This window comes from Lysinibacillus sp. RC79, from assembly GCF_041262405.1.
In the GTDB taxonomy this organism is placed as follows: Bacteria; Bacillota; Bacilli; order Bacillales_A; family Planococcaceae; genus Lysinibacillus.
Genome location: NZ_JBGCCD010000022.1, coordinates 21,861 through 47,053, shown reverse-complemented (window position 1 = coordinate 47,053; position 25,193 = coordinate 21,861). Strand labels below are relative to the sequence as shown.

At 36.3% G+C, this 25,193-nt stretch carries 23 protein-coding genes; 8 read left to right on the top strand and 15 right to left on the bottom strand.

Annotation, left to right across the window (positions count from 1 at the left end):
• Positions 1-185: 185 nt before the first annotated feature.
• From ABH968_RS18650 to ABH968_RS18600, 11 genes are all read right to left on the bottom strand, one after another.
• Positions 186-1,970 carry a XylR N-terminal domain-containing protein gene (locus ABH968_RS18650; RefSeq protein ID WP_370046349.1) on the bottom strand — a complete coding sequence of 595 codons (1,785 nt, stop codon included), beginning with the start codon at positions 1,968-1,970 and terminating at the stop codon, positions 186-188.
• A 580-nt stretch (positions 1,971-2,550) separates the two neighbouring features.
• A complete protein-coding gene (locus tag ABH968_RS18645; RefSeq protein WP_370046347.1) occupies positions 2,551-3,339 on the bottom strand; it encodes an HAD family hydrolase in 789 nt (262 codons plus the stop codon).
• Positions 3,340-3,581: 242 nt separating this feature from the next.
• On the bottom strand, positions 3,582-3,830 hold the full coding sequence (locus tag ABH968_RS18640; RefSeq protein WP_370046345.1) for a DUF3006 family protein: 249 nt from the start codon (positions 3,828-3,830) through the stop codon (positions 3,582-3,584).
• Positions 3,817-5,016 carry an MBL fold metallo-hydrolase gene (locus tag ABH968_RS18635; RefSeq protein ID WP_370046343.1) on the bottom strand — a complete coding sequence of 400 codons (1,200 nt, stop codon included), beginning with the start codon at positions 5,014-5,016 and terminating at the stop codon, positions 3,817-3,819. Before ABH968_RS18635 ends, ABH968_RS18640 begins: the two co-directional genes overlap by 14 nt.
• Before the next feature lie 156 nt (positions 5,017-5,172).
• Positions 5,173-6,324, bottom strand: coding sequence for a glycerate kinase (locus ABH968_RS18630; RefSeq protein ID WP_370046341.1), 1,152 nt, complete (start codon positions 6,322-6,324; stop codon positions 5,173-5,175).
• A gap of 206 nt (positions 6,325-6,530) precedes the next feature.
• A complete protein-coding gene (locus ABH968_RS18625; RefSeq protein WP_370046340.1) occupies positions 6,531-8,036 on the bottom strand; it encodes a coproporphyrinogen III oxidase in 1,506 nt (501 codons plus the stop codon).
• Positions 8,037-8,301: 265 nt separating this feature from the next.
• The gene (locus ABH968_RS18620) at positions 8,302-9,342 is read right to left on the bottom strand and encodes an LCP family protein (protein ID WP_370046338.1); all 1,041 of its coding nucleotides are present in this window, start codon (positions 9,340-9,342) and stop codon (positions 8,302-8,304) included.
• Between the two features lie 161 nt (positions 9,343-9,503).
• Positions 9,504-10,424: a stalk domain-containing protein gene (locus ABH968_RS18615; protein ID WP_370046336.1), complete on the bottom strand. Its 921-nt coding sequence runs from the start codon at positions 10,422-10,424 to the stop codon at positions 9,504-9,506.
• Between the two features lie 438 nt (positions 10,425-10,862).
• Positions 10,863-11,525: a ribonuclease H family protein gene (locus ABH968_RS18610; protein ID WP_370046334.1), complete on the bottom strand. Its 663-nt coding sequence runs from the start codon at positions 11,523-11,525 to the stop codon at positions 10,863-10,865.
• 299 nt (positions 11,526-11,824) lie between these two features.
• The gene (locus ABH968_RS18605; protein ID WP_370046333.1) at positions 11,825-12,169 is read right to left on the bottom strand and encodes a YlbF family regulator; all 345 of its coding nucleotides are present in this window, start codon (positions 12,167-12,169) and stop codon (positions 11,825-11,827) included.
• A 17-nt stretch (positions 12,170-12,186) separates the two neighbouring features.
• On the bottom strand, positions 12,187-13,329 hold the full coding sequence (locus ABH968_RS18600) for a DUF445 domain-containing protein (protein ID WP_370046331.1): 1,143 nt from the start codon (positions 13,327-13,329) through the stop codon (positions 12,187-12,189).
• A 315-nt stretch (positions 13,330-13,644) separates the two neighbouring features.
• Between ABH968_RS18600 and ABH968_RS18595 the strand changes: the two genes are divergently transcribed.
• The 5 genes from ABH968_RS18595 to ABH968_RS18575 all read left to right on the top strand — a co-directional run bounded on the left by ABH968_RS18595 (position 13,645) and on the right by ABH968_RS18575 (position 17,783).
• Positions 13,645-13,848, top strand: a complete 204-nt coding sequence (locus ABH968_RS18595; protein WP_370046329.1) for a YheE family protein — start codon at positions 13,645-13,647, stop codon at positions 13,846-13,848.
• A 259-nt stretch (positions 13,849-14,107) separates the two neighbouring features.
• The gene (locus ABH968_RS18590; RefSeq protein WP_370046327.1) at positions 14,108-14,524 is read left to right on the top strand and encodes a hypothetical protein; all 417 of its coding nucleotides are present in this window, start codon (positions 14,108-14,110) and stop codon (positions 14,522-14,524) included.
• Between the two features lie 323 nt (positions 14,525-14,847).
• Entirely contained in the window at positions 14,848-14,988 is a 141-nt protein-coding gene (locus ABH968_RS18585) for a hypothetical protein (protein ID WP_370046325.1), read from the top strand.
• 253 nt (positions 14,989-15,241) lie between these two features.
• Positions 15,242-16,579, top strand: a complete 1,338-nt coding sequence (locus ABH968_RS18580; RefSeq protein ID WP_370046323.1) for a hemolysin family protein — start codon at positions 15,242-15,244, stop codon at positions 16,577-16,579.
• Positions 16,580-16,874: 295 nt separating this feature from the next.
• Positions 16,875-17,783 carry a cation diffusion facilitator family transporter gene (locus ABH968_RS18575; protein ID WP_370046322.1) on the top strand — a complete coding sequence of 303 codons (909 nt, stop codon included), beginning with the start codon at positions 16,875-16,877 and terminating at the stop codon, positions 17,781-17,783.
• 161 nt (positions 17,784-17,944) lie between these two features.
• On the opposite strand, the gene ABH968_RS18570 is transcribed toward ABH968_RS18575, so the two are convergent.
• Entirely contained in the window at positions 17,945-18,685 is a 741-nt protein-coding gene (locus tag ABH968_RS18570) for an effector binding domain-containing protein (protein WP_370046320.1), read from the bottom strand.
• Between the two features lie 70 nt (positions 18,686-18,755).
• Complete coding sequence (locus tag ABH968_RS18565; RefSeq protein ID WP_370046318.1) at positions 18,756-19,676, bottom strand: helix-turn-helix transcriptional regulator; 921 nt, start codon at positions 19,674-19,676, stop codon at positions 18,756-18,758.
• Between the two features lie 595 nt (positions 19,677-20,271).
• On the opposite strand from ABH968_RS18565, the gene ABH968_RS18560 reads away from it, so the two are divergent.
• Positions 20,272-21,390 carry a response regulator gene (locus tag ABH968_RS18560; protein WP_370046316.1) on the top strand — a complete coding sequence of 373 codons (1,119 nt, stop codon included), beginning with the start codon at positions 20,272-20,274 and terminating at the stop codon, positions 21,388-21,390.
• A gap of 136 nt (positions 21,391-21,526) precedes the next feature.
• On the opposite strand, the gene ABH968_RS18555 is transcribed toward ABH968_RS18560, so the two are convergent.
• Positions 21,527-22,174, bottom strand: a complete 648-nt coding sequence (locus ABH968_RS18555) for a response regulator (RefSeq protein WP_132364071.1) — start codon at positions 22,172-22,174, stop codon at positions 21,527-21,529.
• 11 nt (positions 22,175-22,185) lie between these two features.
• Entirely contained in the window at positions 22,186-23,301 is a 1,116-nt protein-coding gene (locus ABH968_RS18550; protein WP_370046315.1) for a GAF domain-containing sensor histidine kinase, read from the bottom strand.
• Positions 23,302-23,495: 194 nt separating this feature from the next.
• Here ABH968_RS18550 and ABH968_RS18545 point away from each other — a divergent pair, with 194 nt between their 5' ends.
• Together ABH968_RS18545 and ABH968_RS18540 are read left to right on the top strand one after the other, a co-directional pair.
• Positions 23,496-23,921: a disulfide oxidoreductase gene (locus tag ABH968_RS18545; RefSeq protein ID WP_370046313.1), complete on the top strand. Its 426-nt coding sequence runs from the start codon at positions 23,496-23,498 to the stop codon at positions 23,919-23,921.
• 54 nt (positions 23,922-23,975) lie between these two features.
• The gene (locus ABH968_RS18540; protein ID WP_370046311.1) at positions 23,976-24,815 is read left to right on the top strand and encodes an RluA family pseudouridine synthase; all 840 of its coding nucleotides are present in this window, start codon (positions 23,976-23,978) and stop codon (positions 24,813-24,815) included.
• The last annotated feature ends 378 nt before the right edge of the window (positions 24,816-25,193 follow it).

The following is a 25,193-nucleotide window of genomic DNA, read 5'->3' as shown; positions in this document are numbered from 1 at the left end:
AACATCCTTTAAGAACTCCTTTCCGATTCCGTGACATCCGCCGGAGGCTTTGGGCCAACGTGATGTTGGTCACTCAGTCGTTGCCACAGGACGTGGCGTTCTTAGACTGAGTTCCTCTATTTCAGCGGATGTTTGGATACCCGCTGAAAGAAGTTAAAAAAAGCCAGCAATTCCGCTGACTTTTCTTACTTCTTATTTTCTAATGTTTTAATTACATAATAGATTTTCAAGGCTAACTGGCATCGGAAACGCCCATCTCCTGTCCGCAAATCTTCTTGCAATAAAGATTCAATTTTTTCCATTCGATAACGAAAACCAGGAATGGATAGATTCAAAGCCTTCGCTGTTTTATTGACGTTCCCACTGTGGTTTAAAAAAACTTCTAATGTATGGACAAGTATTGCATTATTTTGCTCATCATATTTTAATAGATGACCAAGTACATCTTCATAAAACTGTAAAAGCTCCTTTGGATTTGTCGTCTTTAAAAATAGCATAATGTGCTGAAAGTTTTCGTAAATAGCAGATTGTGTTTGTTCAGGTGCTGCATATCGCAAAAATTGACAAATCAGTCTTGCCTCATTGTGACTGCTCCCTATTTCCTCTAACTTCTCAGCATTTTTCCCAACACCAATTTGAAATATAGATTGTTTAAATCGCTCTTTTAAGCGTTTCGATAATACGCTAACAAAGTCTGACATATATTCGATATCTTTCTCACAATCCTCTAGAATAAGTAGAACCTCTTGATTTTTAATAAAGCACTCCACATTTAAATACTCTGTCATTAAAAAGCTGTGCAATATTTCCGGGTCCTCATGCTCAGTTGTTATGACAATTACACGATTGTTTTTACTCGGATCAAAGTAGAAAATACTACGTGCCTTTTTAATGAGTTCCTCTGAGGAAGATTGTTTACTCATGACTTCATCTAAAAAATCAGACTTTCGTTGCCACTGCGATTGAGCAATTTGCATCTGCGTATATAAATAAATTGAGAAGACCGTTACAGCGCGTTCTATAATCATTTCCTGCTCACGCGTTAGATCATTATGACTAAGAATCACTAAAGTCCCCAATTGTTTTTTCATGGTCATAATCTCATATTCATGTCGAAACTCTTTTTTCTTACGATTTCCTTCTATATAAAGTTGCTCATCTTCCTTATGCATAAAATAATAGCCAATTGGCTTCATTAAATATCTACGTTCTATCGTTACACTACATTGCAAAGCATCACTTAATAGATGTAAAAGTTGATTCAACGTATAGCCTTCAAGCATAGCATGTGTCATTTGCTTATGGATGGTGTCAGAATGTAGGATAGAATTATTCAATGTTTTTAACTCATTATAAGTAGCGTCTAATTCGTCAGCTAAGGAGGTTTCTTGAAAATATCGTATTATATCGAGTTGCTCTGCTGTAGCATGCTCCTTTGTTCGTACGACAAATTTACAATAGTCATCGCATTTACCACGACACTTTTCTTCAAAAACGACAATCTCCTTTGGATAGGTTTTTGCTAGAAAACCCGCTACATAACCGACCAGTGTCCAACATACACTTTCGTCACTAAAACCAAAATGGCGGACATGCTCCTCCGCCTCATAAGAATGAAACCACTTACCTTCCATTTCAAATTTCTCGTCACTTATTTCTAATACATCAATTTCTACACTAACAACGCCCTCTAATGTATGGATCGCTGCGCCAGCTCTTATCAACTCTTTTAACTCTTTCCAATTGTACATCTTCTCAATAGAGCCACCAGCACTATAACCACATGCCCAACCATAGCGTAATAAAAAGCCTTTTGCTCGCTCCATATTCAACGTTTGAATAATATCACGCCTAAAAAGCCCAAGTGCCTCAGCTGATTTTAAGATCATTCGATTCCCATTGAACTTGATGATGCCTGAACGTGGATTAATATCAATTGAATTTTCAAACACTAAACGATTTGCTTTCATCATATACACCCCTATAAACATGAAGTCCTATATATTTTTTCTTACAACAACAAGGCTTGTACATTTTCCCCAAATCGAAATCACTAGATTGAAAGTATTTACTTTTATTTGCAATAATAGTATAAAATATTTTTTCTGATAATTCACTTAATTGCAACAACAAAATGTTTCGACATATTACTTCGATAAAATAAAAAAATGTACTGACCCTTGATGAATCAGTACATTTCAGACTGTAGACAAACACTATTTTGTTGGTATAAAACTGTAGAGAAAATTAATTGAAAGACACCGTTTAGCATTATTTTACTCCAGAAGTCTATGCAGTGAAGCCTGTCTTGCGTAGTATTTTAATCATAGCTATTATACTATTTTGTTTCAGCTTGTCTTCTCACACTAATGATGAGGAACCGTTGATTTTTCACGGAGAGTGGCGACTCCTGCGGGATGAGCTTGAGCTGAAAGCCCCGCAGGAACGTAGTGACGAGGAGATTGAAGCCAAGCCCGCGGAAAGCGCCAACTCGGAGTGAAAATCAACCCTTGTTTATTGATACGCCTTAATTTATATTTATCCTTTTGCTTATAGCTTATTTACAAGTTCTAATAATGCAGTTAAAGAATCAACCTCATATGTTGGAGTGACAACGCCATTTGGTACATTGTTTTCACGGTTTATCCAAACGTTGCGCATACCAACACGAGATGAGCCTAAAATATCAGTATTTAAGTTATCTCCAACCATAATCGCATCGTCTGCTGTACTACCTGCTTTCTCCATTACATGCTCGAAAATAGAGGCATCTGGTTTTCCTTTACCAAAGTCCCCAGAGATAATAATATGGTCAAAATATGGTGCGATTTCTGGTGTTATTTCTAGCTTTAAATTTTGTAAACTTGGTGCTCCGTTTGTTAGTAATACGAGTTGATACTTTCCTTTCAGCTTATCTAGCACATCAAAAGTATCTTCATATAAGAATGGAGATACTTTACGCTCTGCCACAAAGCGCTCCCCTAGCTCCGCCCCTAGTTGTGCATCCTTAATACCAAGAGCTGCTAAGCCATTTGTCCATGCTTCTGTACGGTAGCCTGGTACGATATTTTTCATTTTTTGGAAAGAATCTGTTGGATCATCGAATGTTCCCCAAAGTCCTTCGAATGGGTTAATGCCGATTAACACCGTATAATCATATGTTTCATAGCCTTCGTAAAGTGCACGGGCTTCTTTACGCACAGCTTCCTCAAGCTCAGCCGGATTCACATTATGTATTGTTGCTACGTATTCACATGTTTTTTCAAATGCTGTTTTGACGGATTTTTTATCCCATAATAGCGTATCATCTAAATCAAAAATAATTGTGTTAATTGACATTGTGTCAGCTCCTAGCTTCCTATTAGTATAATTATTTTAGCATATATTCAAAATATTTAGCATAGCGTTTTAGGCATTTTCGTGCTCAATTTGGCCAATTAAATAAAGGCTCATCACATAACGTGGGGTTAATTTCCGTTCCGGCCGGGCGCATTCCTGAGGGCGTCCCTGTCGCAACGGAAATCATAGCAAACGAATGCCGTCCCCAACTTCTAGTGATGAGCCTATTCTTCATTTTGTGACTACTGATTTTTCCTACGTAATCTATCCATTAAGCTTTGTATTTCTTCCTTTTTCTGTTCGGTCTCTTCTTTTAAAATTTCAATTTGGTAGATGCCGTCCATTTCTTCAATTAGCACACGATCGCCAACCTGTACTGGTTTATTCATAGCTGATTGTAAAATGATTAGCTGTTCCTCTTCCTCTGGGTACTTCAAAAAAACTGCATATCCATCTTCAATACGGTCTAAGGTGTATTTAGTCGAGTTCACTAACGATATCCCCTTTCGCATTACGTAATTGCGCAGCATCCCCATCATTCAACCAAATCTGTTTCTTTGTCCACTTTAAATAATTTTGACCTTCTCGTGCATTTGAGCCACTTGTGACATACATCGTTTTCCCTGGCTGTAATGTCACATTTGGGAAATTAAAAACTTGATGCCCTTCAATTGATATAAGCTGCCAATCCTTTAAGGACACTGCTTCATTACCATTGTTTTTAATACCTACAATTTCTTCTATTAAATCCTTACTAACAATTTCAATACTTGCACTAGTTGTTGCTGGTGCTGAGGCACTTGTTTGTGGTGTTGAGACACTTGGTGGAGACCATTCCTTCGAATTCACTTCATAGTTTACCCCATCTGTTGATACGATAATAGTTCCCGCTTCTGCAGTAGAGTAAATTTCACTGCCAATTGCTTGTAATCGCTCAACTACTTCAGCATGAGGATGACCGTACTTATTGCCCTCTCCATAGCTTAAAATTGTCACTTCAGGATGTACTTTCTGAATGAACTCCGCAGAGCTACTCGTGTTAGAGCCATGATGGCCTGCCTTTAAGATCGTTGCTTTCACATCGTCCTGCATCATCTCTTTTTCTAACGCTATTCCCGCGTCGGCTGTTAATAAAAATGATACATTACCATAAGCAAGTTTTAAGACAATGGAGGCATCATTATTATCTGTTGCATTTTCATTGGCGTTTAACACCTTCACATTAATATCATCATCAAACGCTATACGATCGCCTGTTTTTGGAACATTATAAGAAATATTCTTCGTATCAATAAGTGTCAGCATCTCTTCAAAAGTTTGAGATGTATGTACCTTCCCTGAATCATAAAATTGTCCAATATCTACCGAATTTAACACAGGGATTAAACCACCAATATGGTCTGCATCAGGATGGGTTGCGACCACTATATCAAGCTTGTTCACACCGAGCTCCTTCAAATACGAAACAACCTTTTGACCGGCTCCTTTAACGCCTCCATCAACAAGCATTGTTTTACCGTTTGGCGATTCAATAAAAATCGAATCTCCTTGTCCTACATCAATAAAATGTACGCGCATTTCATGTCCCGCAGTGACAGATACTTTCTTCGTATTTGACGTCTCCGTACAGCCTGCTAGTAAAAAAATACAAAGGAGCATTACTAATAATTTTTTCATCTCTAACTTCCTTTCTTTTTCTATTATACAAAAAAGATAGCTAACCATGGGCTGAGCGCTTTCCTGTCTTTGGCCAAAAGGATGTTGGTCTCGAAGACGTTATTATCTGTGGCGCTGTGATCCCCAAGGAGTCGCCCAGCCGGAACGAAGATCAACTTATGATGGGGCAAAGTTATATCCATTTTGTATATAATTCTCAAACATTTTCTTTGTTTTCATGCGAATAAAATAATAAGGTTCCTGCATTGCCTGCTGAATACTAATATTTTCATCTACTAATGATTCAACAACAGTAAAGTAATTGAGTAATTCAGGTTTATCATTTTCTTCTATTGCACCTGACAATAAGATAGCTTGTACATTCGCCGATGTTGCAGCCTTCGCTACCCCTAATGGTGCTTTCCCATGTAATGTTTGACGATCCGATTTACCTTCACCTGTCATAACAAACCCGGCACCTTCTAAATGCTTTTTTAACTGTACTGCATTCATCACAATCTCAATACCTACATTAAAAGTTCCGTTTAAAAATGCTATTAATGCGCCTCCCATTCCACCTGCAGCGCCTGCCCCTTTGTAGTCGTGCAGTCGAATGCCAATTTGCATTTCAACAATGTCTGCAAACTGCTTTAAGCAGCTATCAAAATAAGCAATTTGATGTTCTTTTACACCTTTTTGACGTCCAAAAATAGCTGTTGCCCCACGCTCTCCAATCAATGGATTATCAACATCACATGCAATAATAAATGTTGCTTCAGCCAATCGGGGATCTAGCTGACTAACATCAATTGAAGCTAAATCTAATAGTGCCGAAACCTCATCAGCAATTAATGTGCCATCTTCTTTTTTCAATTGCAGTCCAAGTGCCTTTAACATGCCAATACCAGCATCATTTGTAGCACTACCGCCAATTCCGATAATAAATTTCCTAAACCCTTCATCAAGAGCAGCCTTGATTAGCTGCCCCGTCCCATACGTCGATGCAAGCTCAGGATTTTTTTCCTTATCCTGTAGCAGCATAATACCGGATGCCTGAGCCATTTCAATAACGCATGTTTCATTATCACCAAGCACACCATATCTCGCTTCAATTTCTCTCCCCAATGGGTCCAACACATGTTGTGAAATATATTGACCATCTGTTGAGGCAACCAGTGATTCTAAAGTACCTTCTCCACCGTCTGCAACTGGTAAAATGACTGTTTCAATCGATGGATTAGCATCCAAGATTCCTGCTTGCATTGCATTAGCCACCTCGATGGCCGACAAAGTCCCCTTATAGGAGTCTGGACTAATAACGACTTTCATGTTATACCTCCACTCATTTAAGTTAGGTTCTTACAATCATTATAATTCAGACTAAAAACATTCCTGAGATTTTATCGGAATGTTTTTTAATTTTATCGGAACATTTTGTAGTTTTATCGGAATGTTTTCCAACTTTATCGGAACATTATCGAGATTTATCGGAATAAAAGAGGCAATCTGAACATCACGTCAGATTGCCATCTTTTTTATGCCTTATATAATTCATCTAAAAACTCAATCTTTTTACCGATAGCCTCTTCAAACGTCATGATGTAGGCAGCCGGATCCTTGGGATTATGGAACTGCGTAATCTTCCCTGTTTCAGGATGCACAAATTTAGAGGAGGCTCCACAGCCAATTCCTAAAATAGTCTGTACTTCTTCCATTATGACAATATTATAGATGCTTTCTTCTCCAGCTTTACTGTAGCCTACATTTTCTAAATTGCCTAAAATATTTTTTTGACGATATAAATAGTATGGTGCATAATTATTTTCCTTCGTCCATACTTGTGCCATATGCATCATTTTTGCAACAGTATCACGGTCTGCTACCTTGTACTTATCTTTATTACGTGTCATTTCCGATGCACGCTTAAATGATAATGTGTGTACCGTTAGCGATTCTGGCTGCATTTTTGCAGATTCATCTAATGAATGCTGGAACTCCTCAATCCCTTCATTCGGTAAACCAATAATTAAATCCATATTAATATTATTCATGCCTGATTCACGTGCTAACCAAAACTTATCAATTGTTTCTTGTACCGTATGATGACGACCAATTGCTTTAAGTGTTTCATCTGTATACGATTGTGGATTAACACTTATTCGGTCAATGCCCCATTTTTTTAACACTTCTAGTTTTTCAGGCGTAATCGTATCAGGTCTGCCCGCTTCGACAGTTACTTCACGGATTGTCTCAGGATGCGGGAAGGAGTCATACATCGTCTGATACAATGCATCCATTTCATGTGCCTCAATAGATGTTGGTGTACCACCACCCCAATAAATGGACGTGATTTTCATATTATTTTCCTTCAGCCATTTCCCCATTTCACGTAATTCAATATGCAGCCCATCTAAAAAAGTAGCAACACGCCCTTGCTTTCGATTGCTGCCAATCGCATACGCTGGGAACGTGCAATAAGCACATTTAGTCGGGCAAAAAGGGATACCGATATAAATACTCATTTCTTTACCGATTTCATCTATATCAGGAATCGTCACTAACTGACGAGCAACTATTTCTTTTAGTAACGCTACCTTTTCCTCTGACAAGCGGAAATCACGAATAAGAATATCAGTAATTTCTTCCTCGCTCTTACCCGCCTTTCGGAATTTATGGTAAAGCTTAGTTGGACGCACACCCGTTAAAATTCCCCATTGCTGATGCATTCCCGTATGTTGCTCTAACACATCTAAAAATACGTGAGACAAAGCACGCTTCATACGAATATTTAGCTCACGTCCTTCAGCCTCAGATTCGTATTGAATACGATAGTCATTCGTATAACGCTTACCGTCTACCTCAAGTGCAGCTTTTGTAGAAATCGAGAAATCATCCCCAACGTTATATTCGAATGATACTGCCATATCTGTTCCTTCAGACTCTACTTTTAGCTTGGAATCCTCAAAAAATAAATTCGCAATATGATTTAATACGCGAATCCAATCCTCAGGATATTTTTGATCTATGTGAATAAATTTCATTTTCTTCGCTCTTTTCTCTCAATAATTACAGCACCAATAGTTTAACAAATTTTCATAACGTTAAGCAAAGCTACAATGAATAATAGAACATTCTGTTTAATTTTTTTCAGCGGGTGTCCAAACATCCGCTGTAATAGAAGAATTCAGTCTAAAAGCGCCACGTCCTATAGCGAAAGCAAAGCGGCAGCGACAATTATGCCGAGGCATAATTGCTTAATATAAAAAATCCATTTTGAAAAAATTTATCAAAATGGATTCTTATTTATTAATTTTCTATTGCCGCATTTGTTTTGAAATTTTCTTCTTTTAATTTAAGAATTTTTCTTAATTCCATGCTTACTTTCTCCAAGCCTTCCATATCGGGTATAAAATAAGAAACATCGCCGATATACCGATCTTCTCCTTTTATTTCTAACGTTTTCGTAGATATATTTTTGGAATTCAAATATTGCTTTTGGAGTGCGTAGATTTCATTAGGGTTTAAATCTGTTTCTACGTTTTTTCCTAAAATATCTGCAATTTGACCAATTTTAAATATTGTATTCGTCGATTTTGCTTGATTAATTGTTGCAGTCAAAAATTGTCTTTGTCTCTCTTCGCGTGAGTATGAAGCATTAACAGGTCTGTATCTCATTCTTACAAATGCAAGTGCCTCTTCCCCGTTTAAATGTGCCTCTCCTTTATGAAATTCTATCCTTTGTTTTCTATCGTAAATATTATCTTCCCAGAAATCCTCTTTTACATCTACTGTTACTCCACCTAAAGCATCGACAATATCTCTAAAGCCATCAAAGTTTACTGCAATAAAGTTATCTATCGGTATATTAAGGAATTTTTCAACTGTCTCTAATTGAAGCTTAATTGCCCCATAGCCTGTAATAGATCCGTAATTATAAGCAGCATTGATTTTATGTATACCTGTATATTCCCCTGCATTTTCTATTTTAACCCTTGCATCTCGAGGCACTGTAATTAAGTTAATTTCAGATGTATCCGGATCCAAAGTAATGACCATTTGAGTATCTGCCCGACCATCCTTCGCCTTACTAGAATAATTTTCAACACCTAATAATAGAATTGAGATTGGATCTTTTGTAAATGAAACATCCTCTTCCCTAAGTTCTGATTTATTTCCATCTCTATTTAAATCGACCTTTGAACTATCATAGGCATTTTTAAATTTAACAAACGCATAAGCTCCGTAACTAGTTGCGGTTAATAGTAAAATTACAATTACTAGTAAGGTTATTTTTATTACTTTATTTTTAGGTTTCGCTTTTTTAGAGCTTCTTGTTTTTCTTTCCAAATTAAATCCTCTCTTCTGTTTGAATTCCTGAAGTAAAGTCATTCTCTCTGTTAATTAAGACGTTGTTTGTTCTTTAAAGTTTCCTGTAATGAATATATTTGGAAATAAAATTTAAAAAAATCCCTGTAAAGGTTAATCTACCTTTACAGGGATTTTTAGAATTATTTTAAGTATTCCTCTACAAATTCAACTGGTACATAGGTTTTATTACCTTCTAACAAAGCAGGGGATGCATGAAGTGGGCGTAATGCTTTGTTATAACCAAACATTTTTTCTCCACGAGTAATTGTGTAAGATAAATTACCTTTTGATACAATTGCACCTTTACCTGTTGACTCCACTTTATAGCCAAGCTTTTCGGCAATCAAACGCAACGGAACCATCTTTGTTCCATCGACTTCATAATAATCTGTCGCGATTATTTTTGCTATTTCCGCATCTACAGTATTTTCTGTTGTATTTTCTGATTCGTCATCAAGAACAATTACTTTCGAAGGGGTTGTTTGAGCTGGGATACTTTTTGTTGAAGCTGTATAGAAGACAACTAAGTTCTTCTCTGTTAAATCTTTAGCTGCAACTTTCTCTCCCTTCGTATTTAAAAGCTCCGTATTTTCACCAATGATTAATTTTAACATATCATAAGTATTTGTTAGGTTTTCAAAGAAGTAATCAACTTCAACAAATCCAGCTTCCTTAGTTTCAACAATAACAACATCGGGACCGAATTGTGGTGGATAAATTAATTTTTGTGGCTTGTTCGCAAATGTATAAGCTACTATTTTATCCCCTTCTTTAAGATCCACTTTTTTACCTGTATTATCGAAAACAAGTGTATCTTTTGTTATCTCTAAAATGTTTGTTTGATCGCCATCTTTTACTGTGAAATATGTAATTTTTTCACTAGAATTGACTTTTTCAACTGTTCCATAAGTAGTATTGAAAATGTGAACAGGATCAATTTGAATTTGTGGTACTTGTTGTTCTGTCTCTGTCGGATTTTCTTTTGCCGAAGCAGCTGGTATTACTACACTTCCGAATAATAATGCTGTCATTGCTGCAGGCGCAAATTTTTTCATGTTCATAAAATCTCTCCTTATTATTAGGTTCATAGTAGTAGTAGTTTTAAAATGGTAAAAGTTTCATTGAAAATAAGAAAATTTGTGATAAAAACCATTTACCAGTAAATATTTCTTATGATTAGCAATCAAGAACGGAATAATTATTTTATCGATAAGTTAATAATTCGGACCAACACCAGAGCGTAAGGGAGATTTTCGTACCGGCTGGGCATCTTTCTGGGGTGTCGAGGCAATAGATATTTTTTGTGCGAAAGCGTAGTGCAACGTAACGGCAGCAACAAATGTTTTTTTTCGAAGCGAAGCGGTAAGATCCTTGGTCAAAAAATTTAACATAAGAAAAGTGCGAGAAATCAATGTTTCTAAAATTGATTTCTCGCACTTTTTAAAGTTTTGACTAGTTTTGTCCTAGCCTCTTTTCTTTTGGAGCGTCTAATACCGTACCTACTCCTTTACCATTTCCCTTAATCCTGTAATATCGATACCGTTTAATGCTTGAGTTGCAAGGCGATCAGCTTCTGAATTTTCTTTACGTGATATAAGCTTGTACTCTGGCTGGATACTGAGCTCCTCTAGCTTTGCATCAATTTTATCTGCCCAGCTAGATAAATTCTTTTCAAGTGCTGGCCATTCCCCACTCAATTGATTGATAACGACTTGGGAATCGCCAGTGAAACAAACTGGCAAATGGTGAACGTTCATTAGCTCAAGCTCGACTAACCCTAAATAAAGCGCTGCGTATTCTGCCTCATTGTTAGATTTTAGCTCTGCCGAAAAAGAATTTTGTCTTAATCGATATGGTTTGCCATTTTGCTCATAATAAATCGCACAGCCTAGCCCCGATTGTTTTGTTGCAAGATCAAAGCCACCATCGAAATAGACTGTAATATTGTGTGGTTCAGTGTCAATTTCCTTTAAATATGCCTTGAGTTCCTTCAAAGACCAATTTGTATCTTGTCGATCGATACAATGCAGTGATTTTACTCTCCCTGTTCGCTCCATGTCCTCTGCAAGTAGTAATGCTTGAGCTGCTGGCATTTCTTCTGAACGTAAAACAGTTTCCGCACCCTTTTTCGCTTTATAGGTCCATTCAATGATTACATGCATAGTATAACCTCCAATAGATATTGAGCCATAAATTGAAAACGTGCTCCGGCTTGCGGAAACACGTTTTTCTTCTTACTTGTTATATGTGCAACTATTAGTATTTTTATGCCTAAGAATGCGGTTTGATCAGCTCGATGATAGCATCTGCTTTTTCGGGACTCTCGTTTGCAACGCTAGAACCTGTTGTTCTGCTGCTTGGATGCTGAACTTCGCCGCTAAATCATGCTTTTCCGCCGCTTGGGTGCTGAACTTCGCCGCTAGATTATGCTTTTCCGCTGCTTGGATGCTCTTCTTCGCTGTTAAAATTCTTCATACAATGCTTGAATAGGTTTTATTAAAATGCGGTTTACTTCTTCAATTATCTTACTTACATTCATTTCTGCCTCAAGCATTGCAGAAATTTTTGCATTTTGCTGTGCAAGCTGTGCCGCTTTTTGTGCGTATACAAGCTCATCTTCCAATATATCTTCGCCATTTAATTGCTTTTTCTGTAAGTCAATTTGAACCTTACGGAAATTTTTGAATAGATTTAATGCTTCTTCATCTTCCTTAACCACTGTCACAGCTTTATTTAACGCTTCAAATTCAGGTGTTTTACGAAAAGTTGCCTCTAACGTATTAATTTCATTGTAAATATTAATCATAAACATAATTCTCCTTTTTAAATAAAGTAAACTATTAACCCTTGCACAATCCCAATCAATCCACCAAGAACTGCACCAAGTACTGTAATCATTTTAAACTCACGCTTAGAAATACCTAGTACAAGTTCCTCTAATTTCTCTACAGGGAAAGAATCAACCTGCTCACGTACTATTTCTTGTAAATTTAAGCGTTTCAACACATCTTCTAATTTCTCTTCAGCTTTTACAAAAGCTTTTTCAATGGCTTGTGGAATCACTGTTTCCTTCATCCATGAATTACCTTCTGGCCAGTAATGTGAAATGGGATAATTTAAGCGCTCTTCAACTGCTAATTGTTCTTTTACGTAAGTTTGCAATCTCGATAATATTTGTTCAAAACGAATATCCTGTAAGAAATCCATTGCTGGGCGATCTTTTAATTTCTCCAATTCCTGAGTAAAAATTTTCGTTAATAATGCTGATGTTCCTGGTTTCTGTAAAAATTTTATTAGCTCACGCTGAACCTTTGTCATGAGCGACGAAGAATCACCTAAAAACATATTAATCATTCCACCAAGTGATCCTTTTGACGATAAGAAGTCATCAATCATCGCCTTAATTGTCAGTTCTCCTTCAGGTGATAAAAAATAATCCTCACCTTTTTCTAAAATATGATCTACCGCTACTGGAATCTTTGCATCAATAGTATTTTGAATATCTGCTGATAATAGTGTACGAATTGATTTCGTTGATAGTGTATTCTTAACTGACTCAAATTGTCCCTCAACAATTGCGTCTACCTTCTGTTCAATTGTTGCTGGCATATTGGAGAATCCAGCTAATGATAGCCAATCCTGAATTGTTTTATCATTTGTAAAAACCGTTTCTTCTACCTTTGCTTGTACAAACTGTTCTACCTTTTCCTGAATATCCTTTGAGAAAAATTTCTTTCTAAAAGTTTCAGGTGTTAATAAATAATTCACAACCGTTAGCCCAAGTTGCTTTGCTAATTCGTCACGTCGTTTCGGAATAAGACCTGGTGTGAATGGCACGCGCCAATTTTTAATATATATAGCTTCATGTGGTCGGAAAAGCATTTTAATAGCTAGGTGATTCGTTACACCACCGATTGCAGCACCGATAACGGCCATAAATATTAATGTCACTAGAAAATTATCCATTAGTATCCTCTCATTTCAATTGTATTCACTATTGGCGTATTTTGTCGCCTGCTGCACTAATTATAGCAGAGCAATGATTTTCTACGAAAGAAATATCCTCTATTAGATTAACTATTTTTATCCATCTTTATTAATTTAAAAATACTAATTTCCGCTAAGGGCTACGCGCTTTAATGCGGGATTCGAGTAGTATAAGCAAAATATCAACAAAAAATCCTTCTTCATCTCATTACGATAGGAATGATATTTGGAGTTGCAAAATTACCACTATCCTTGAATAATATTAACTACATATATAAGAAATGGGGTTTGGTTATGATTCAGCATTTTAGCTTTAAGCCTTTATTTGAAAATTCTCAGCTTCCAGGTTGGTCTATTTCGTTCTTTTATCAACGTGAACGTTATTCAGCGGAGTACTTAAAAGATGGCGTTATACAATGGAATGGACCTATCCCTCCAAACGAAGAGGATGTAAAAAAAATGATTCACGAGCTAATGTTGTACCATGTTTACGATTGATCAATTTCACCTCAGCGTAATTGTAGCTGTCGCCTTGCTTTCGCTACAGAAAAAATTACTGCTGTCGCCACAAAACATTTTCTGAATAAAGATAAAAGTAGTATTTTTCTGTGCTAACATTGCATAAAAACACCTATTTTTTACTAATTTCAGCACTGCTATTAGCTTAAAATTGTTTATGTATATTGAAATTCCCTTATTTTTCTTATACATTTATGTTATTAAGTATTAAGGTTTTTTTATGCAGGAGGCTATTTCAATGAGTAAAGTCACTCTTTCTGATGACTTAAACAGTTATAATTCAAAAGCATTAATTCGTGCAAAAGTAAAAGAAGTTTTTTCCGAATTTTCGGCTGAAATTTTTGAGTTAGCGAATGAGGCTGAAGCTATTGATAGTAAAAAATTCGAGGCTCTTTCTGGCTTTAAAAGCGATTTCTACAATGAATACTGCAGTCAATTAAAAGGATTTTTCAATTCATCTACTAGTACTTTCGGAAAAAGATCTGTAAAAAATATGTATTTAACGTATAAGGGCAAAAATTATATTTTTACACAGCAAGGTATAACAGAAAAAGCACCTGTTACAATTTCACTTTACTCAGGTGAAATACCGTTCAAAGAAGCGCTACACGATGTGGAAAAAGCGTGCTTGAAATTACGTTTTCAACAACAATAAATAATTAAAGTAGAAGGAGCCGTCTCATATGAATGAGACGGCTCCTTTTTTGTGCTATTAAAATAATTCATTTAAAAAAATCCGCAAGTATAGCTCTTGAGATTTTTGACGTGTCGTTTTATATGAGATGTAAATGCTTCTTTCTCTAAACAAACTATCTTCTTTGCTACATTTAAAGTTAGCATAACAAATTTTTATTTTCAATCTTTTGGTGTTTGAAATTATTTAATTTCTTCAATTTACGGTGTGAAAATCAAATCAATTATGCCTCGGCATAATTGCGTCCGGAATCGGCTTTGTTCTTAGGCCTGCAGATGTTTTTTGTGCGAAAGCGCAGTGCTAACGTAGCGGCAGCAACAAATGTTTTTTTCGCGAAAGCGAAGCGTCAGCAGCAGATGTTTTTTGTGCGAAAGCGCAGTACTAACGTAGCGGCAGCAACAGATGTTTTTTGCGCGAAAGCGTAGCGGCAGCGGCAAGATGTTGGTCACTCAGTCGTTGCCACAGGACGTGGCGTTCTTAGACTGAGTTCCTCTATTTCAGCGGATGTTTGGACACCCGCTGAAATAAGTTAAAAAAATTGTTGTCAATATTTGTGTTTTGCTTGTAAATATTTTATGATTAAACCATTCAACAATTTTTTTAAATCATAGGAGGTGTACACTTTGTTTACCTCCCTCATTCGGGCGGGGACAAAGGAATTATTTGGACGGAGACATAATGGAAATAACCATAAGGTTGGCGGCATTTGCCCTACTAATAATAATGACAGGATTTTTCGTTGCAACCGAATTTGCAATTGTTAAAGTAAGATCTACACGCATTGATCAATTGCTTGCAGAAGGAAATAAAAAAGCAAAAAATGCAAAACGTGTTATTTCAGATTTAGATGAATACTTATCTGCATGTCAGTTAGGTATTACGATCACTGCCTTAGGTCTAGGTTGGCTTGGTGAGCCTACATTTAAGATTATCTTGAATCCAGTGTTTGAATTTCTAAATTTGAGTGAGAATTTTACTACTGTCCTTTCATTCATACTTGCATTCTCAATTGTTACTTTTATGCATGTTGTTATAGGGGAATTGGCGCCAAAAACACTTGCCATCCAAAAAGCAGAATTTGTAACATTAAACTTGTCGGGCCCATTAATTTTTTTCCACAACATTACGTATCCAATCATTAAGCTGTTGAACGGATCTGCACGTGGCTTAACTGGTCTTTTCGGCTTGAAAATGATGTCAGAATCAGATGTAGCCCATACCGAAGAAGAGTTACGTATGATTTTGTCGGATAGTTTAAAAGGTGGAGAAATTAATACTTCAGAATATGAATATGTGAACAGTATTTTTGAGTTCTCTGATCGTCTTGCAAAAGAAATCATGGTCCCACGTACTGAAATCGTCGGTATTGAAAAAGAACTAACGATTAGAGAAGTTTTCGATTTAATGGGCGTTGAGCAATATACCCGTTACCCAATTATCGATGGTGACAAAGACCATATTATCGGCTTAGTCAATATGAAACACTTATTAACTGCTTACATTAAAGACCCAGCAAATGGCGATAAGCTAGTGATTGACTATATGCAGCCAATTATTCGCGTAATGGAAACAACGCAAATTAACGACTTGTTACTAAAAATACAGCGTGAACGTATTCATATGGCCATTTTAATGGATGAATATGGCGGAACATCTGGTCTAGTTACGATTGAGGATATTATTGAGGAAATTGTCGGCGAAATTCAAGATGAATTCGATGAAGATGAAATTCCAGAGGTTCAGGAAATTGCAGAAGATCACTTTATTTTAGATGCGAAGATGCTAGTTGAAAGTGTTAATGATATGCTAGGTACTGACATAGAAGATGATGATATTGATACAATCGGTGGTTGGTTTATGACGAAGCGCTTTGATGCGGTCGAAGGAGACAGTATTGAAGAACAAGGTTATGAATTTATCGCAAAAGAATTAGATGGTCACCATATTTTATACTTAGAAGTTCTGAAATTACCTGAACGTGATTTATCAAATGATAACGATGAAGTAAATGACTAAAAATCAATTATGCTTCGGCATAACTGCATTGCGTCTGAATTCGGCTTTGTACATGCACTATTTCAGCAGATATTTGGACAAGCAATGAAAGAAGGATAAATTGCCTTATCGTATTTGCCGTGGTACGATTAAGATCACGCTTGTATGATTCAGACGATAAAAACAGTATTTTGCTCACAACCTATAATGGCAAGAGCTTCTACTGAAAAAAATTAATATATACGCAAAAACGACTCCCTTACACGAGAAGGGGGTCGTTTTATAATGCCCGAAAGTTTTGCTAGGAGGAAACAAAATGGAGCTCTATACAAATTTACGTCAAGGGGAAAAAGGTGCATGGTTATCCATTGGTACTTATTTAATACTGAGCTCAATAAAACTAACGATTGGCTATATCGGAACATCGGAAGCACTAAAAGCAGATGGACTTAACAATACTACTGATATTATTGCTTCCATTGCAGTATTAGTTGGATTACGGATTGCCCAAATACCTCCTGACTCTAATCATCAATACGGACATTTACGTGCTGAAACCATTGCTTCACTTGTTGCATCATTTATTATGCTAATTGTTGGCTTACAAGTACTCATCAATTCGATAAAAAGTCTATGGGAGCCAACTGGCGCAGCACCATCATTATTAACAGCCTATGTGGCAATCGGCAGTGCAGTAGTGATGTATATCGTTTATCGCTATAATTTAACACTATCAAAAAAAATAAAAAGCGCTGCTATTAAGGCTGCAGCCTATGATAATCGCTCAGATGCTCTTGTCAGTATCGGTACAGCGATCGGGATTTTTGGAGCTATTTTTGGCTTCCCCATTATCGATGCAATAACAGCTCTTCTCGTCGCACTTCTTATTATTAAAACAGCTGTAGAAATCTTTTGGGAAGCAGTTCAAAGCCTCACAGATGCCTTTGATGTTGAAGAGGTCGAAACATTATCCGTCTTAATTCGCAATGTTAACGGAGTGATCGAGCTCATAGACTTTAAGGGCCGTGCTCATGGCAATATGCATTTTATAGACGTAACAGTGACCGTCGATCCTTACTTAAATGTCTTTGAAAGTCACCGAATCACAGAGGAGATTGAAAAAACCATTACTCATGAAAATTCCTTCTGTCAGGTACTCGTGCATATTGAGCCAGAAATAGCAATAATTCCTCCAGCAAATGACGACAAGTCTCCTACCGATTGATTGGTAAGAGACTTGTTTTTTCTGTAAACCAGAAATATAATGATTTTCGATTGAAGCGATTTAAAAATAAAATAAATGAACGCAAATGTCATCCACAACTTGTGGTGATGAGCCCAAACAAGCCTCCTATCAATCATAGATAGGAAGCTTAATTTGTTTAATTATTTGATGGCAATATAAATATCGACTTGAGCTTCTTGCGGGTTGGCACATCGTTCATCGTACATTTCAAAGTCACCTGTGTATGTTCTCTCTACATCTGAGCTTGTGAACCAGGCCCAGACATCTTGCCAAGCTTTTACGACAACTTCTTCAAATGGACCTTTGTCAGAAGTAAAAACTAAATATTTTGCAGCTGGCACTGTTTTTATGACCATACCTTCAGGAATTTCGTCGGCAGCTACTACTTCCACCCCAAGTGTAATTGAATACTCTCCATTAACATCCGTTTCGTAATCAGAATACAGACCATACGTTACTTGATTTATTGCATTAGCTACTTGTCCTACAACATCTTGCTGATAAAAATCCGACCATAATTGTGGGATTTTTGCTTGAGCAGTAATTTCATTCGCATTGCTCGTTCGTGCTGAGATTCCTACGATTTGAAAAGATTCTTTATTCATCAAAATTGGTTCTTTTATTTCATGTTTTCTCCATCTCTTTAAGCTTGGTAAAAAAGACGTCATCATTTGGCGTGCTTCCTCTTCCGCCATACCATCTTCCTTTAAGTGCGGTACACAAATTTCAATCATTTCTTGAACTGTTAGATTTGGCTGCTTGAACTCTCCTAATTCATAACAATATGTGCAATAATCCTGACTTTTGTGTCCTTCTTTTTCTGTACCAAGTAATGCCTCATCCACTAATGGCATTCTACAGCTTTGACAATAACTTTGCATTATTAAATCCACCCTTCGTTCTATTTGTTTTGACTATAACAAAGGAAACTTGACATCTGTATGTCATCAATTAAAGTTCTTTATACAACTCAACAATTTCCTGTGCTCGTTTTAGCACAATCTCACTTATATGAGGTGGTTCTAAAACTTTTAGGCGATGACCAAAGCTAAGAAGAAAGCCATATAGCCATTCATCCTCAGGCAAAGAAATTTTAATAGTTGAACTCTCAATATCTACATGATCAGCGCCAAATGATTCTTCTACTAATGTCGTTATTGTAGAATCGAAAGATAACGTAAGGTTTACTATATTTTGAGGGCGATGCCACTCTTTATCCCATGGGAGTTCAGATAAGTTGACTTCTTTGCGCTGGAATGTCGTTTTCTCTTCTTTTATACCCTTCATTCTTGAAATTTTAAATAAGCGAAAATCTTCTCTCAATGTGCAATAGCCATAAACATACCAAACTTTTCCCTTTTGTACTAAAGTGTGTGGCTCTAATAATCGTCTTGTTATACGACCATGTGTAGTAGAATACGTAAAGCTTATACAATGCTCGTGTTCAATCGCATTTTTTAATAACGTAATCTGTTCTTTAAAAATAACATTTGGCCCCCAAGGACTAAGGTCAATAAATAGTTGATCGATAGATTGTTTAACTTTTTCATCCGCAACACCTGTTAATTTTTCTAGTACTGCTTCAGCATGTGCATCCTCGTACGTTGTTAGTGCACTTTTAATGGCAATAGAAAGTGATGTAAGCTCTTCCTTCGTCAACACCTGCTTATCCACACGATAGCCCTCAATTAAACTAATCCCACCATTAACCCCCTGCTGGCTAATAACAGGAACCCCAGCACAGCTCAATGTTTCAATATCTCGATAAATAGTACGAACTGACACATTAAATAAATCGGCAAGCTCTTGGGCTGTCACCTTTTTACGATTTATTAAAATCATTGTCATCGTTAAAAGACGCTCTAATTTCATATTTGTACTCCTTTACTAATTACGTCGTTTTACTTACTAATTCCCTATCTACTTTAAGTATTTTTTAAGTACTTTTTGAGTTTTATTTAAGTCAAATGTACTATAATAGCGCCTAACAAATTATTACATTCATTATACTATTTTTACAATATAAGAAAAAACAACTTAGGTACTTATAATCTCTACTTTAACTACGTTGTTTTTAACAATAAACGCTTAATTATTTCAATTCTCTTATCACAACATATAAAACTTCTATCCTCTATATAAGGACACTGAAAACTATGAAGTAGATAAACTTTATAGTAACTATTTGTGGAAGTCCTAATTTCTATGTAAAAAGGTTTAGCACAGAGCACGAGCCATCATCGGGAAAAAGCTAAACAGATAAATCCTGTACGAAGAGATAGCGTATGAGGAGATCCGACACTAACTTATGGAAAATGGAATACAAAGTGCTAAATTTTGGTGTCAAATTTTTAATTTTATGTGGAATTTACTTTTTAGTGCCCACCCTATATTCGAAAAGCATTTTCAAAGACAACAAACTAGAGTTTAATGGTTTTCAATTTAATTGTAAAAAGGAGATTTTGACGTGATTCGAGCCGTTTTAATAGACAATGAACCTTTAGCTTTACACTATTTTCAAAGTAAACTACAAGCATTTCAGCAAATACAGGTAATTCAAACTTTTACAAGTGTAGAAGTATTTTTAAATGAGCTTCCAATAATAGAATTTGACGTCATTTTTTTAGAGGCAAAGCTGAATGAACTGACTGGGCTTGAATTAGCTGATATTATCAAAACTGATCGTCCACATGTTAGTGTTATTTTTATAACTTCATATAAAGAATTTGCTTTACAAGCATATGAAATTGGTGGTCTTGACTACGTACTTAAACCAATTAGTCATGCTCGCTTAGAAAAAACTGTTTCTCGTATCGAGCATGAATATTCCATTCAGCAAATGATTAAAAAAGCTTCGAAAACTATGTTAAACGTACAATGCTTTAATCAATTTGCCGCATATAGCAACAACAGCTTAGTTGCCTTCAAAACCGAGAAAACAAAGGAGTTATTTGTATATTTCATATTACATCCAAACATTCCTATTCATCGTGATTATTTAATTGAAATTCTATGGCCTGATTTAGACTATGTACGAGCAAAATCGAATCTTCATACCGCACTTTCTTATTTAAGAAAAACCTTAAATAATATAGGTTATGCAAACTGTATTATTTTTTCAAACAAATACTATATCTTCGAAAAACCGAACATCCTTTGTGATTTATATGACTTTCATAGATATTATGAGGATTTCACGAAGTTAGAATTCCCACCAATTTCTTTGATCAATCAAAGTCTCTCAATTTATAAAAATGGACTACTCATTTATGATGATTATGAGTGGGCTACTGCCTATAAAGATAAGCTGACGAAATCATACATAGATTTATTAGAAAAAGGTTTTCAAGCAACATTACTAACGGATATTGATAAGGCATTAAATTTTTTAAATAGACTATTAGAGTTTGATCCATATAATGAACAAAAACTTGAGCACTATTTACACATTTTAATAAATACGGGATTTCATGAACAAGCATACAAAGTATTTCTCGCTTATGAACAGAAGCTAAAAGATGACCTATCGATTTCGCCAAGCTCTACATTAATTGATATTTCAAACAAATTTTTTATTCAAAAATAAATAAAGGTTTCATTCATTAAAAAACGACGAGTTCATAGGAACTCGTCGTTTTTTAATAATCCAGTCTCATCATCATAACTTGGGGTTGATTTTCGTTCCTACTCCTGGGGACGTCCGATGTGAAATCAATTAACCTTTATACACCACTACCCTCTGTCAGTCCGTGCTTCACTGCATAAAGAGCCGCCTGCGTACGATCCTGCACTTGTAGCTTCGTGAAAATATTAGAAATATGAGTCTTCACTGTTTTTTCTGTAACGAATAAAGAGGACGCAATTTCTCGATTACTTTTCCCTTTTGTAAGCTCTGCAAGTACATCCTGTTCACGAGGTGTTAGAGGGTTTAAAACATGAGGTGCATTTTTTGATTCTTGACGGTCCATTTCCAAAGTCGTTGTCGCTTCTGGATGTAATGTATTTTCGCCTCGCATAATACGGCGAATGGATAATACCAACTCATCAGGTTCAATATCTTTCAACTGATAGCCTGCAGCCCCTGCCTCCATAGCTGGCACCACATGATCACGGTCTGAAAAGCTTGTCAGCATTAGAATTTCTATTTGCGGAAACTTTGCTTTAATGCGCTTTGTTGCCTGAATCCCATCCATCTCAGGCATGACCAAGTCCATAAGTATAATATCTGGCTGTATACTTTCTGCTAAAGCTACTGCCTCTAATCCATTTTTCGCTTCTCCAACAACTTCAATATCTTTCTGTGTTTTTAAGAAAAATAATAATCCACGACGCACTACATGATGATCATCTGCAATTAAAACACGTATCATACTCTTCCCCCCTAATATGGCAAGCGGATTAATAGCTCTGTTCCTTTGCCAATTTCACTAACCCAATCAGCTTTGCCACCAACTGATTTTGCACGATCCTTTATGGATTGCAAGCCTATCGAAAGTAGCTTAGTGTTATTATCGATGACGAAGCCTCGTCCCTCATCACGAATAACAAGTAAAATATCTGTAGAAGTGACCGTAATATAAAGTGCAGCCTCTAGCACACCAGCATGACGACGAACATTATTAAGTGCTTCTTGGGCTACCCGAAATAATGTTTCTTCGATACGTGATGGGAATTGCAGTACACCTGAGACCGTTACATGAAGCTTCAAGCCAAGCATTTCAGCATACACTTTTATCGCTTCAAGTAAACCATTCTCTAATCCTTTTGGACGGAGCTGCCAAATGAGAGCACGCATTTCTGTTAAGGCATCCTGTGTTAAGTGCTGAATCTCCTTGAATGTTTCTTTCACATCACAATCGTTTGTCATTTCAATACCAGCTCTCGCCGTTAATGTAACAGAAAAAAGTAGCTGATTCACGGAATCATGTAAATCTCGGGCTAGACGATTGCGCTCCTTCACAAGTGCCATTTCTTGCTCCTGCTTTGTCAGTAAAATACGCTTAATAGCTGATCCCATCTGAAATGCAACCGATTCAAGTAATGCTAGCTCTTCCTCTGAAAAACGCACGGTATCCTTCGATGCAACATTTAAGACACCAAAACGCTCTTGTCCAGATTGAAGTGGCACTGTTGCATGGTGTGTAATGCCTTCGTGATCGCCAACATTTGCTGCAATTGCACTTTCAATACGTTGACATTCAATAATATTTGAGGCTTTTTTTAATTCCTCATTACGATAGCGAGAAACACACCAACAGCCTCCCTTTTTTAAATAATGGCAATTTTTATACTCCAGTGCCTCTGGTAAATTGACATGAACCATAAGCTCTGACCGTCCTTTTTCATCAATAAAAAAAATCCAGCCTGTTTCAAAATTTGTGCCATTTAAAAATTTCACAAGTGCTCCTTTTAACATCGACACAATTTCAGTTTCTTCGTTTAATAACTCTGCAATCTCTTTTAAAATACCAATATTGGAATGATCGTTCTCCCTCACAAAAACACCTCTTCTTTGGCATTACTAATTTTAATGATAACATTTCAAAGTCTGGAACGTCTGCCTCAGCCATTCATACTTTTGACTGAAATTTTTTATAAGAGTATACCTTATTTTGGGTAAGTTAATTTACATATAAAACTAGAACAACTATAATCGAACAAGTACATGGTTATACTAAGGAGAGAATTTATATGTCTAAAAAAGAAGAGAACGGCTTATTACTTATTTGGATTGTCTCTGTCGTTGCAACATTGGGTTCATTATACTTTTCTGAAATCCGTCATTATGAACCTTGTAAAATGTGTTGGTACCAACGAATTTTCATGTATCCAATTGTTATTATGACGACTATTGCCTTTATTCAAAAAAATGCACGTATTGCTGTAACAACTGCTGTTTTTGCCATTATGGGGGGCAGTATATCACTTTACCATTATGGTATTCAAAAGCTTAGTTTTTTAGCTGATACTGCACCATCTTGTGGTCTTGTTTCATGTACTGGTCAATATATTAACTGGTTAGGTTTTATCACAATCCCATTTTTAGCGCTAACTGCATTTATTTTAATTGCAGGGGCAAGCTTCTATGTAATGAAGGCTGCTAAAACAGCAAATTAATTATGAGACCGTGTTCTACATTCGGAATACGGTCTTTTCTACGGAGGAAGATTTATGTTTCACTATGAAATAAATACGAATAATTTGACAGTCGAGGAACTATTACGCAATCATTGGCGACTTGGTAAAAAGCTTGTCCATGAACTGAGAATGGCGAAGGCTATTACAACAATGGACGGAGAGCCTATTCAGTGGAATGATCCACTACAAGTAGGAACAATCATAAAATTCACATTCCCGATTCCGACATCCAATTATCAACCGACACCAGTTTGTGCAATTGATGTCGTCTATGAGGATGACCATTGTTTGATCGTTTCTAAACCAAAAGGCATGTCGACACATCCAAATGATGAACGTGATACCCACACTTGTATGAATCATGTTATGGCTCATATTAAAGAGCAAGGTGGCACTTATGCGGAGCATGTCCATCGTTTAGATAAAGGGACACAAGGTTTGTTACTTGTAGCAAAGCATCCTTTAGCAAAGTCAATCTTTGACCGTATGATTGAGGAAAAATCCATTATTCGAACATACGCTGCAGAGGTGCAAGGGAATTTACGCTCTTCATCCGGCACGATTTCTGAAGCAATCGGAAAAGACCGACATCATGCAACAAGACGTGTCGTTTCAAAAACTGGACAGCATGCAGTTACACACTATGAAGTTGTAGCTCGCTATAAAAACTCTTGTGTTGTCCATCTAATTCTTGAAACAGGAAGAACACATCAAATTCGCGTACATTTAGCACATATCGGTCATCCGATTATTGGAGATACAATGTATGGAGCAAGAGAAACGGCAAGTGATGATTATGAGCTCCATGCTATTCAATTGGAATTCGAGCATCCATTTTTAAATAAGCAAATCGTTGTAAAGGATCAGCAGTAATTATCGTACTGCACCTTGAATTGTTGCACATAAGCTAACAATTCGAGGTGCAGTTTTTGTATGCTCAAATTTGCATTGAAGACATTGTATCTTCGAGAAAAGTATTATTCCTTTACTTATAATTGGCTCATCACCATAACGTGGGGTTGATTTCCGTTCCGACTTATATACATAGTATACGTTTCAATAAATGTCATACCTAATTTTTTGTGATGATCCTTATAATTCTAAAAAAGTATAAATATATTATTTAACATTTCTTTAATATATTTTTTACAGTAATTTTAATATACATTTCCATTATTGGTAATGACGGTGGTTTTTTTTCATGATAGAATAGAGTAAATTGTCAGTCATCTGACATATTATGAGGAGGAA

Coding starts and splice junctions, on each gene's coding strand:
- ABH968_RS18580 (WP_370046323.1), top strand. CDS start 15,242: ATGGAAATAACCATAAGGTTGGCGGCATTTGCCCTACTAATAATAATG.
- ABH968_RS18600 (WP_370046331.1), bottom strand. CDS start 13,329: ATGGATAATTTTCTAGTGACATTAATATTTATGGCCGTTATCGGTGCT.
- ABH968_RS18625 (WP_370046340.1), bottom strand. CDS start 8,036: ATGAAATTTATTCACATAGATCAAAAATATCCTGAGGATTGGATTCGC.
- ABH968_RS18570 (WP_370046320.1), bottom strand. CDS start 18,685: ATGCAAAGTTATTGTCAAAGCTGTAGAATGCCATTAGTGGATGAGGCA.
- ABH968_RS18595 (WP_370046329.1), top strand. CDS start 13,645: ATGATTCAGCATTTTAGCTTTAAGCCTTTATTTGAAAATTCTCAGCTT.
- ABH968_RS18590 (WP_370046327.1), top strand. CDS start 14,108: ATGAGTAAAGTCACTCTTTCTGATGACTTAAACAGTTATAATTCAAAA.
- ABH968_RS18645 (WP_370046347.1), bottom strand. CDS start 3,339: ATGTCAATTAACACAATTATTTTTGATTTAGATGATACGCTATTATGG.
- ABH968_RS18575 (WP_370046322.1), top strand. CDS start 16,875: ATGGAGCTCTATACAAATTTACGTCAAGGGGAAAAAGGTGCATGGTTA.
- ABH968_RS18635 (WP_370046343.1), bottom strand. CDS start 5,016: ATGAAAAAATTATTAGTAATGCTCCTTTGTATTTTTTTACTAGCAGGC.
- ABH968_RS18605 (WP_370046333.1), bottom strand. CDS start 12,169: ATGATTAATATTTACAATGAAATTAATACGTTAGAGGCAACTTTTCGT.
- ABH968_RS18545 (WP_370046313.1), top strand. CDS start 23,496: ATGTCTAAAAAAGAAGAGAACGGCTTATTACTTATTTGGATTGTCTCT.
- ABH968_RS18630 (WP_370046341.1), bottom strand. CDS start 6,324: ATGAAAGTCGTTATTAGTCCAGACTCCTATAAGGGGACTTTGTCGGCC.
- ABH968_RS18610 (WP_370046334.1), bottom strand. CDS start 11,525: ATGCATGTAATCATTGAATGGACCTATAAAGCGAAAAAGGGTGCGGAA.
- ABH968_RS18650 (WP_370046349.1), bottom strand. CDS start 1,970: ATGAAAGCAAATCGTTTAGTGTTTGAAAATTCAATTGATATTAATCCA.
- ABH968_RS18555 (WP_132364071.1), bottom strand. CDS start 22,174: ATGATACGTGTTTTAATTGCAGATGATCATCATGTAGTGCGTCGTGGA.
- ABH968_RS18615 (WP_370046336.1), bottom strand. CDS start 10,424: ATGAACATGAAAAAATTTGCGCCTGCAGCAATGACAGCATTATTATTC.
- ABH968_RS18565 (WP_370046318.1), bottom strand. CDS start 19,676: ATGAAATTAGAGCGTCTTTTAACGATGACAATGATTTTAATAAATCGT.
- ABH968_RS18540 (WP_370046311.1), top strand. CDS start 23,976: ATGTTTCACTATGAAATAAATACGAATAATTTGACAGTCGAGGAACTA.